A 9,095-nucleotide genomic window follows, 5' to 3' on the forward strand; every position below is an offset into this window, starting at 1 on the left:
CCCTCGAAGCTGCCGTCTGCCTTCGATATCGACTTGCATGTCGATGATTCCGAGGGCGTTCGGCTGGAAGGCGTCGACCACGGTTTCCGCGTGGTCGTCGTCTGCCCCAAGGATGAAAACTGGGCGCAGAAAGTGCTGGATGCGGCTGTGGCCGTGCAGGAGCAACTGGCCTGGCAGCAACCGCAGCGGCATCAGATGCCTGTGCGGCAAGCCCGCCAGGCGCTTGCCTCCTGAGCCGGCCGCACTGGCTTACTCGGCGGGCATGGCACGCTGCCGGCCGTACCCGAACAGCTGGCCCAGCGTTCGGGCCAGCAGCAGCACCGCCCCCAGCACCGGCAGGCTGACCAGCAGCAAGGCATAACGCAGGGACTCCTGGCCATACCAGGGCTGCAGCAAGTCGCTGACCAGGCCCGTGAGCAGCGGGCCGACGCCGATGCCAAGCAAGGTACTGACGATGGTTTGCAGAGCCATCGCGGTACCCCGGCGTTGCGGCGCCACCAGTTGCGTCACCAGGTTGTACGATGGCGCCACCCACCACACCGCAAAAAAACTGTACAGCGCGCACCACAGCATCGCCATCGGCACTGGCAGGGTGCCCAGGCGCATCAGCACGTCGCTGGGCGACAGCAGGTAGCTGGCGAGCGCCGACGTGGCCGCCAGGTGGCCGATGATCGGCAGTGTCACTTGCCAATGGCCAGCCCTGCGAGCCAGGCGATCGCTCAACCAGCCACTGAACAGCCCACCCACACCAGCCGCCGTGCCGCACACCACCCCGGCCAGCATCCCCGCGTCCTGCAGTGACAAGCCATGGGAGCGCACCAGGAAACTGGTGTTCCACATGGCCACGGCGTACGAGCCAAGCGTGGTCAGCCCGCCCGCCAGTACCAGGCGCCGGTAAGGTGCCAAGGCCCACAACAGCCGCGCTTCGGCGCCTAGGCCTAGGCGGGCGGCGGGCAGTGCGTGGGGGGCAAGGTCCCAGCGCCCGCGCTGCGGGTCGCGTACCAGCAAACCGAGAACGGCGGCAAAGGCCAGGGCCGGCACCCCCAGGGCGATGAATGCGCTGCGCCAGCCGTACTGCTCGACTACCCAGGCACCGACGCTCAGGCCAATGATCGAGGAGAACGTTGGCGCAGCGGTAAAACAACTGATCGCGAACGAGCGCCGTTGTGGCGGGTAAAGGTCGGCAATCAGCGACAGCGATGCTGACGTGGTCGGCGACTCGCTCACTGCCACCAGCATGCGCGCCAGCGCCAGCACCAGGAAGCTGCCGGCCAGCCCGCAGGCCATGGTCGCCAGCGCCCACAGCAAGCAGGCGGCGGCCAGCAGGCGGGTGCGCGGCAGGCGGTCCACCAGCCGCCCGGCAGGCAGGCCGAGCACGGCGTATACCCCGGCGAACGCCAGGCCGGAGATCAGCCCGAGCGCGGTGTCGCCAACGCCGAATTCGGCCTTGATCGGCTCGAACATCACCGCCAGGATCTGCCGACCGACAAAATTGTCGGCGAACACCGCCGCCAGCAGCATCAGCAGCCCATGGCTGCGCCAGCCGACTGCCGCCGCCGGCAAGGTGGGCGCGGCGCTGCTCACCGTGGCGCCCAGAGGTCCGGCAGGCCGGGGTCGCTGACCACGATCAGGCGCTTGAGCAGCACCTTCAGCGCCTGGGCATCGGCCTCGCCGAGCTTGGCGGTGAGGTCCTCTTCCACCACCTTGGCCAACGCTACCTGTTGCAACGACAGCTCGCGCCCCTGGGCGGTCAATACAAAGCGCAACTGGCCAGCATCACCCTCGATGGCCACCAGGTCCTGCCGTTCCAGAAAGCGCATGCCCGCCAGGGTCACCACATGACCGGTGTAGCTGACAAAGGTGTTGAGCTCTTCAAGGCTGAGGTTGTCGCGGATCGACAGCACTGACAGCACGAAGAACGCCTGTTCATCCAGGTGCTGGTTGCTCAGCAGCTGGCGCAGCAGGTTAAGCGCCTGGTAATGGCCACGGCCGAGCAGGTAGCCAAGCAGGTCTTCGGTATAGCTGCACTCCGGGGGCGGCGGGGTGGTGGCCAGGCGCAATTCGCTGCGCGGCTTGCGCGTGGCCAGGGCATACTGGCCGCTCTGGAACGCCAGCGGCGCGCGGTCACTGTGGTCGAAGGCCAGCACTTCGCCAACGAAGATCACGTGGTCGCCGCCTTCGTACTGGAACGCCGTGCGGCACTGGAACCGCGCCGTGCAGTCCTGCAGCAGCGGGGCATTGCTGATGCCGTTGTCCAGTTCGATCTCGGCGAACTTGTCCTCGCCCTGGGTGGCGAAGCGCCCGGACAACTTCTCTTGCTCGATCGACAGCACGTGCACGTTCCAGTGCTTGCCGCTACTGAACACCGGCAAGCTGCGCGCCTGCTTGGACAAGCTCCACAGCACCAATGGCGGGTTGAGCGAGACCGAGTTGAAGCTGTTGGCGGTGATGCCCACCGGCAAGCCGTCCTGGTCTTGCGAGGTGATGATGGTGACGCCGGTGGTGAACGTGCCCAGCGCAGCACGGAAGGCCTGGGGGTCGAAACCGATCTGTTGTGTTGCCATGGCGGGCCTCAAGGGTTGGCTTTTTGTACTGCCAGTATTGGTTGCCCCGCCCGCGCAGGCATCGTCTCAACGGACTAACGCTTTTGCTCGATTCTGGTCCGATCGGACGAGGCGCGCGCCGGCGTCCCATGGCTAGTGTGGCGACATGCGCAGCCAGCGCAGCTCGCAGCCAGAGGAGACACGCATGCAACCCGCACCGTCATCGGTCCAGGCGCTCAGCAGCCTGTTGTCACAGCAGCAACGCGCATTCGGCACGGCCGGTGCGGTCAGCGCCGAACAGCGCCGCCAGCGCATCCAGCAGGTGATCGATCTGCTGATACGCCACCATGAACGCCTGACCCAGGCCATCGACCAGGACTTCGGCGGCCGGCCAGCCGGTTTTACCCTGATGAACGATGTGCTGGGGGCGCTGGCCAGCCTCAAGCATGCCAGGGATCACCTGCACGGCTGGATGCAGGATGACCCGCGCGCGGTGTTTGCCCCTTATGACCAGCTCGGCGCCAAGGCGTGGGTGCGTTACCAGCCCAAAGGCTCGGTGGGCATCATCGGCACCTGGAACGCGCCGTTGTACACGCTGTTCAGCCCGTTGGCATCGGCCCTGGCGGCGGGCAACCGGGCGATCCTCAAACCCTCCGAAGTGCTGCCGCGCACGGCGGCATGCATCGCCGCGCTGTGCGCCGAGCACCTCGACCCGCTGGAGGTGGCGGTGGTGACCGGTGGCGCCGACCTGGCCGAGGCCTTTACCGCGCAACCGTTCGACCACCTGGTGTTTACCGGCAGCACCGGCATCGGCCGCGCGGTCATGCGCAATGCTGCACAGAACCTGGTGCCGGTTACCCTGGAGCTGGGCGGCAAGTCGCCGGTGGTGCTGTCGCGCAGCGCCGACCTGGCCAAGGCGGCCTTCAGCATTGCCGTGGCCAAGGCCACCAACGGCGGGCAGATCTGCATCAACCCGGACCTGGTCTACGTGCCTCGGGCCGCGCTTGAGGCGTTCCTCGATGCCCTGCGCTCAGCCTACTGCACGCTCAACCCGACGGTCACCGGCAACCCGGACGTGGTGGCGGTGGTCAACGCCCAACACTGGGCACGGGTCGACGCGCTGGTGCAAGGGGCTCGCCAGCAGGGGGCACGTATCGAATCACTGCCTGACGTGCAGCCGGGTGACGACCGTCGCTGCCCGTTGCGGGTGGTGGTAGACCCGCCGCAGGATGCGCGCATCCTGCACGAAGAAATCTTCGGCCCCGCCGTGGTGGTGCTGACCTATGAGGCACTGGCCGAGGTCATCAGCCACATCAATGCCCGGCCACGGCCGCTGGCGCTGTACTACTTCGGCAACGACCCGCACGAGCAGCAGCAGGTGCTTGACCACACCGTGTCCGGTGGCGTCACGCTCAATGAGGTGATGATGCACGCGGCGCTGCACGATGCGCCCTTCGGTGGTGTCGGCGCGTCCGGCATGGGGCATTATCACGGGCGCGAAGGGTTTCTCGAATTCAGCCATGCGCGCACGGTGTTCCAGGCTGCCGGCCACGACCCACGCGCCGAGTGGGGCCTGTTGCCGCCCTATGGCGAGCACTTTCTGGCGGCCATGCTGGCGCAGGTCACCGCCGACTGATCAACCCCGAAAACAACAACGAACAGGACGCCAAGACCACCATGCCAAACGATCCGCAAGCCACCATTCCCGCTGCCCAGGCCACCTGGCCACGCCGCAGTGTGCTCAAGGCCGGTGCTGTCGCCGTGAGCGCCGGCCTGCTCGGGCGCTTCGCCGATGCTGCCAGCAGTGGCCTGTCAGCGGCTGACTATCAGGGCCTGGACGCCTGGGCCATGGCCGAAGCGGTGCGCGCCGGCAGCCTCAGTGGCGAGGAGCTGCTGGCCGCGGCGCTGGCCCGCTGTGCCTTGGTCAACCCCAAGGTTGCGGCCGTGAACATGCTGCACGAGGACTACGCCAAGGCTGCGCTCGCCCGCCAGCGCAGCGCGGGCACCAGCACACAGGGCGCGTTGGCCGGGGTGCCGATCCTGATCAAGGACCTCAACACCTACCTGCAGGGCACACCCACCAGCAACGGCAGCCGGCTGTTCCGCGATGCACCGCCGGCCACCTTCACCAGCACCCTGGTCAGCCGCTACGAACAAGCCGGCGCGGTGCCGTTTGGCAAGACCACCTGCCCGGAATTCGGCCTGACCACCACCACCGAATCGCTGCTCTGGGGGCAAACCCGCAACCCCTGGAACCTGGGCGTGAGCGCCGGCGGCTCCTCCGGCGGCGCAGCATCGGCGGTGGCGGCCGGTATCGTGCCGGTGGCGCATGCCACCGATGGCGGTGGGTCGATTCGCATCCCGGCGTCCTATTGCGGCCTGGTCGGCCTCAAGCCCAGCCGTTACCGCACCCCCAGTGGGCCGGCACATTACGAGGGCTGGTTCGGCGCCAGCGTGGCCCACGTGGTGTCGCGCAGTGTGCGCGACACGGCGCTGTTTCTCGATGCCGGGCAGGGCCACGAAGCCGGCAGCGCCTACTGGAGCGCGCCGCTGGCACGCCCGTATGTCGAAGAGCTGCGCCGCGACCCGGGCACGCTGCGTGTGGCCGTGGTGCGCCAGTCGCTGACCGGCGCACCACTGGATGCTGCGGTGGCCGCCACCCTGGAGCAGACCATCAAGCAGCTGCTGGCGCTGGGGCATGAAATCGAAGACCTGCAACTGCCGGTCGACCCGCGCGAACTGTTCGGCGCCCACGGTGCGGTGATCGGCACCGCATTGCTCAACCTGGTGCAGGAGCGCGAACAGGCGCTGGGCCGCGCGGCCACTGCGCAGGACCTGGAGCAGGTCACCCAGGTGGTGCTGGAGCGGGCCAAGGCCATCAACGGTGTCGGCATGTACCAGGCCCGGCAGCGTTTCGAGCGGATCGGCGCGGCCATGGAACAGCCCTTCCAGCGCTTCGATGTGATCCTGTCCCCGGTCACCGCCAACCTCACCCCGGCCCTGGGCCAGCTCAGCCTCGATCAGCCCTGGGACAGCTACGCCCAGCGGGCGATGGGCAGCGCGGCGTTCACCGTGCTGGCCAATGTCAGCGGCCAGCCGTCTGTATCCCTGCCATTGGGCCAGAGTGACAGCGGCCTGCCGGTGGGCATGTTGTTCACTGCCCGCCTGGGTGGCGAGGATGTGTTGCTGCGCCTGGCCAGCCAGCTGGAGCAGGCTCACCCCTGGGCCGGGCGGCGCGCGGTCGTCTAGCGCCAGGCCGGGGCAGGGCGCCTAGTCCGCTTTGACGATGAGGGTGGGCCAGCCAGCGCCGATCATGGGATGCACGCCGCCAACGGCTGCGCAACGGTGTTGGCGGTATCCCCTGACCTTAGCGAGTGGCACAACAACAATGACGGCTCAAGATCAGTCTCATACCCAGTACGACGTGATAGTGGTCGGTTCGGGCGCCGGTGCGATGACCTCGGCGGTGTTCCTGGCCGACCAGGGGTTCAGCGTGCTGGTGCTGGAAAAAAGCGACAAGTTCGGTGGTACCTCGGCGATTTCCGGCGGCGGCATCTGGATCCCCAACAACCACTACTTCGCCCGCCAGGGCGGCAATGACAGCCGCGACCAGGCCGAGCGCTACCTGGCGGCGGCGGCCGGTGAGCAGGTCGACCCGGCCCGCCTGCAAGCCTACCTGGACAACGCTCCGCAGATGATCGAGGCGCTCACCCGCTGTAGCCATGTACGTTACGCGGTAGCCGCCAAGTACCCCGACTACTACCCGCACCTGCCTGGCGCCCTGGCAGGGGGGCGCACACTTGATCCCGAGCTGTTCGACAGCAGCCTGCTTGGCGACGAGCTGCACAACCTGCGCAGGCCGTCGCCGTCCACCTTGCTGATGGGGCGCATCGCCTGGACTGCGCGTGACGCGCACAAGGCCATGGCCCGAGGCTTCGGCTGGCGCCTGTTGATCCTGCGCCTGATGCTGCGCTACAAGCTCGACTTCAAGTGGCGCCGCAAAAGCCGCATGGACCGCCGCGCGGCGCTGGGCAGCTCGCTGGTGTGTTCGCTGCGCCGCTCGCTGATGGACCGCAATGTGCCGCTGTGGTTGAACAGCGACTTCCGTGAACTGCTCAGCGAACAGGGGCGGGTCAGCGGCGTGCGCATCTGCCGCGATGGGCAACTGCTGGACCTGCGCGCGCGCCATGGGGTGATCCTGGCCTCCGGTGGTTTCGAGCAGAACCAGGCGTTACGTGAGCAATACCTGCCCAAGCCGACGCGCATGGCCTGGAGTGCCACACCACCGGGCAACAACACCGGTGCCGCGCTGCAGGCAGGCCTGGCCCACGGCGCGGCCACTGCGCTGTTGGACTGGGCCTGGTGGGCACCGACCATCGCCGTGCCGGGTGAGGACAAACCGCGTGGCATCTTTGCCGAGCGCGCCTTCCCCGGCGCCATCGTGGTCAATGGCCAGGGCCTGCGGTTCGTCAACGAAGCCGCGCCGTACCTGGAGTTCGTCGATGCCATGCACCGCGACAACGTGCGCAGCGGCGGGCGTTCGGTGCCGGCCTGGGTGGTGTTCGACGGGCATTTTCGCTTCAACTACGCCATGGGCCCGTTGATGCCGGCCCAGGTCATGCCCGACAGCCGTCTGCGCAAAGAGTGGCGCGATACCCTGTACTGGAAGGCCGACACCCTAGAGGCACTGGCGGGTCAGATCGGCGTCGACCCGCAAGGCCTGGCCGCGACCGTGGCCAAGGTCAACGGCTACGCCAGCACCGGGGTGGACGAGGACTTCGGCCGTGGTGGTAATGTCTTCGACCGCTACTACGGCGACTGCAACATCAAGCCCAACCCGTGCCTGGCGCCGCTGCGCAAAGGCCCGTACTACGCCATGCGCCTGGATGCCGGCGACATCGGCACCAAGGGTGGCCTGCTGACCAATGCCCAGGCCCAGGTGGTGCGCGACGACGGCTCTGCCATCGCCGGCCTGTACGCCATCGGCAACTGCTCGGCATCGGTGATGGGCACCAGTTATCCCGGTGCCGGCGGCACCCTGGGCCCGGCGATGACCTTTGCCTACGTGGCCGCCAACCACCTTGCCCGGCAGCGCCAGGAGGCCCGATGAACACCAGTGTCACGCCCATTCTGGCACCGCTGCAGGTCGATGATGCCGCGGCCGTGCATTGGCAGGCGCACTGCGACGTGCTGGTCATCGGCTGGGGCGCAGCAGGTGCCTGCGCCGCGCTGCAAGCCCGCGCTGATGGCGCTGATGTATTGATCGCCGACCGTTTCACCGGCGGCGGCGCCAGCGCCAAGAGCGGCGGCGTGGTGTACGCCGGCGGCGGCACAACGCAGCAGCGCGCGGCCGGCTTCGACGACACGCCCCAAGCCATGTTCGACTATCTCCGGCACGAAACCCACGGGGTTGTCAGCGACGACACCTTGCGGCGCTTCTGCAACGACAGCGTGGCCAACCTGCAATGGCTGGAAAGCCACGGCGCGCCCTATGCGCACCAGATGCCCGCTGGCGGCAAGACGTCGTACCCGCCCGATGGTGCCTTTCTCTATTACTCGGGCAACGAACTGGTCCCCGCCTATGGCGGCGCGCAGCCCCCGGCCCCGCGCGGCCATCGCACGGTTGGCAAAGGCCAGTGCGGCGCCGTGCTGTATGGCCATCTGCAAGCGGCCTGTTTGCGCGCCGGGGTACGGCCGCTGCTGCAGTCCGCCGCCAGGCGCCTGGTCATCGACCGCAGCGGGCGAGTGATCGGCGCCGAGTTGTGGCGCCTGCCAGCCGGCAGCAAAGTCGCCTTGCAGCATGCGCGGCTGGCCGCGCGCGCCGAGCGCCTGCAGAACTTTGCCCCAGGCTACTGCGACCGGCTGCGCCAGCGCGTCAGCGCGCTGGAACAGGCCCATGCCAGGCCTTGCCTGGTGCGCGCTGGCAAGGGGGTGATCCTCAGTACCGGTGGCTTCATCTTCAACCGCGAGTTGATCAAGGCCCACGCGCCCAGGTTTCGCCGCAACTTCAAGGTGGGCGCCACCGGCTGCGATGGCAGCGGCCTGCGCCTGGGCCTGAGCGTTGGGGCAGCCAGCGACAGGCTGGAACGGGTATCTGCCTGGCGATTCATCAATCCACCGTACAGCTGGCACCGCGGCATCGTGGTCAACCGTGACGGTGAACGCTTCTGCAACGAAGAAGTGTATGGCGCCACCCTGGGCCAACCGCTGATGGAAGAGCAGGGCGGCCGGGCCTGGCTGGTGCTGGATGCGCCGCTGCGGCGCAAGGCCCTGCAAGAAGCGTTATTTGGTGGCTACTGGTGGTTCCAGGCACTGCCGGCGCTGGTGCTGATGCTGTTCGCTGCACGCAAGGGCAAACACCCCGCGCAGCTGGCCGCAGCCACCGGGATGCAAGCCGAAACCCTGCGCCAGTCGCTGCTGGCCAACAACGCCGCAGCCCGAGGGCAGGCCCCGGAGCCGTTCGGCAAGTCGGTCGCGGGTCGCCAGGTGCTGCAGCAAGGGCCTTACTACGCCTGTGACATTTCCGTGGGCAACCCGATCTTCCCCTTGGGC

Annotated in this window: 6 protein-coding genes and 1 pseudogene; 5 read left to right on the forward strand and 2 right to left on the reverse strand. The window is 67.8% G+C overall.

Annotation, left to right across the window (positions count from 1 at the left end; all coding sequences use genetic code 11):
* Positions 1 to 234, forward strand: a pseudogene (locus HP546_RS20785) (hypothetical protein); the annotation flags it as partial.
* Positions 235 to 249: 15 nt separating this feature from the next.
* Here the strand turns inward: HP546_RS20785 and HP546_RS20790 are convergent.
* Positions 250 to 1,521 (reverse strand): MFS transporter, encoded by a 1,272-nt coding sequence (locus HP546_RS20790; protein WP_172228963.1) that lies wholly within the window; start codon positions 1,519 to 1,521, stop codon positions 250 to 252.
* 59 nt (positions 1,522 to 1,580) lie between these two features.
* Positions 1,581 to 2,564, reverse strand: a complete 984-nt coding sequence (locus HP546_RS20795; RefSeq protein ID WP_172228953.1) for a flavin reductase — start codon at positions 2,562 to 2,564, stop codon at positions 1,581 to 1,583.
* 184 nt (positions 2,565 to 2,748) lie between these two features.
* Here HP546_RS20795 and HP546_RS20800 point away from each other — a divergent pair, with 184 nt between their 5' ends.
* The 4 genes from HP546_RS20800 to HP546_RS20815 all read left to right on the forward strand — a co-directional run.
* Positions 2,749 to 4,179, forward strand: a complete 1,431-nt coding sequence (locus HP546_RS20800) for a coniferyl aldehyde dehydrogenase (RefSeq protein ID WP_172228955.1) — start codon at positions 2,749 to 2,751, stop codon at positions 4,177 to 4,179.
* Positions 4,180 to 4,220: 41 nt separating this feature from the next.
* Positions 4,221 to 5,792, forward strand: coding sequence for an amidase (locus HP546_RS20805; RefSeq protein WP_172228957.1), 1,572 nt, complete (start codon positions 4,221 to 4,223; stop codon positions 5,790 to 5,792).
* A gap of 139 nt (positions 5,793 to 5,931) precedes the next feature.
* A complete protein-coding gene (locus HP546_RS20810) occupies positions 5,932 to 7,653 on the forward strand; it encodes an FAD-binding protein (RefSeq protein WP_172228959.1) in 1,722 nt (573 codons plus the stop codon).
* On the forward strand, positions 7,650 to 9,095 hold a 1,446-nt coding region (locus HP546_RS20815), incomplete at its 3' end, for an FAD-binding protein (RefSeq protein ID WP_172228961.1). The genes HP546_RS20810 and HP546_RS20815, both read left to right, overlap by 4 nt.

It is taken from the genome of Pseudomonas sp. CM25 (assembly GCF_013179705.1).
Lineage (GTDB): Bacteria > Pseudomonadota > Gammaproteobacteria > Pseudomonadales > Pseudomonadaceae > Aquipseudomonas.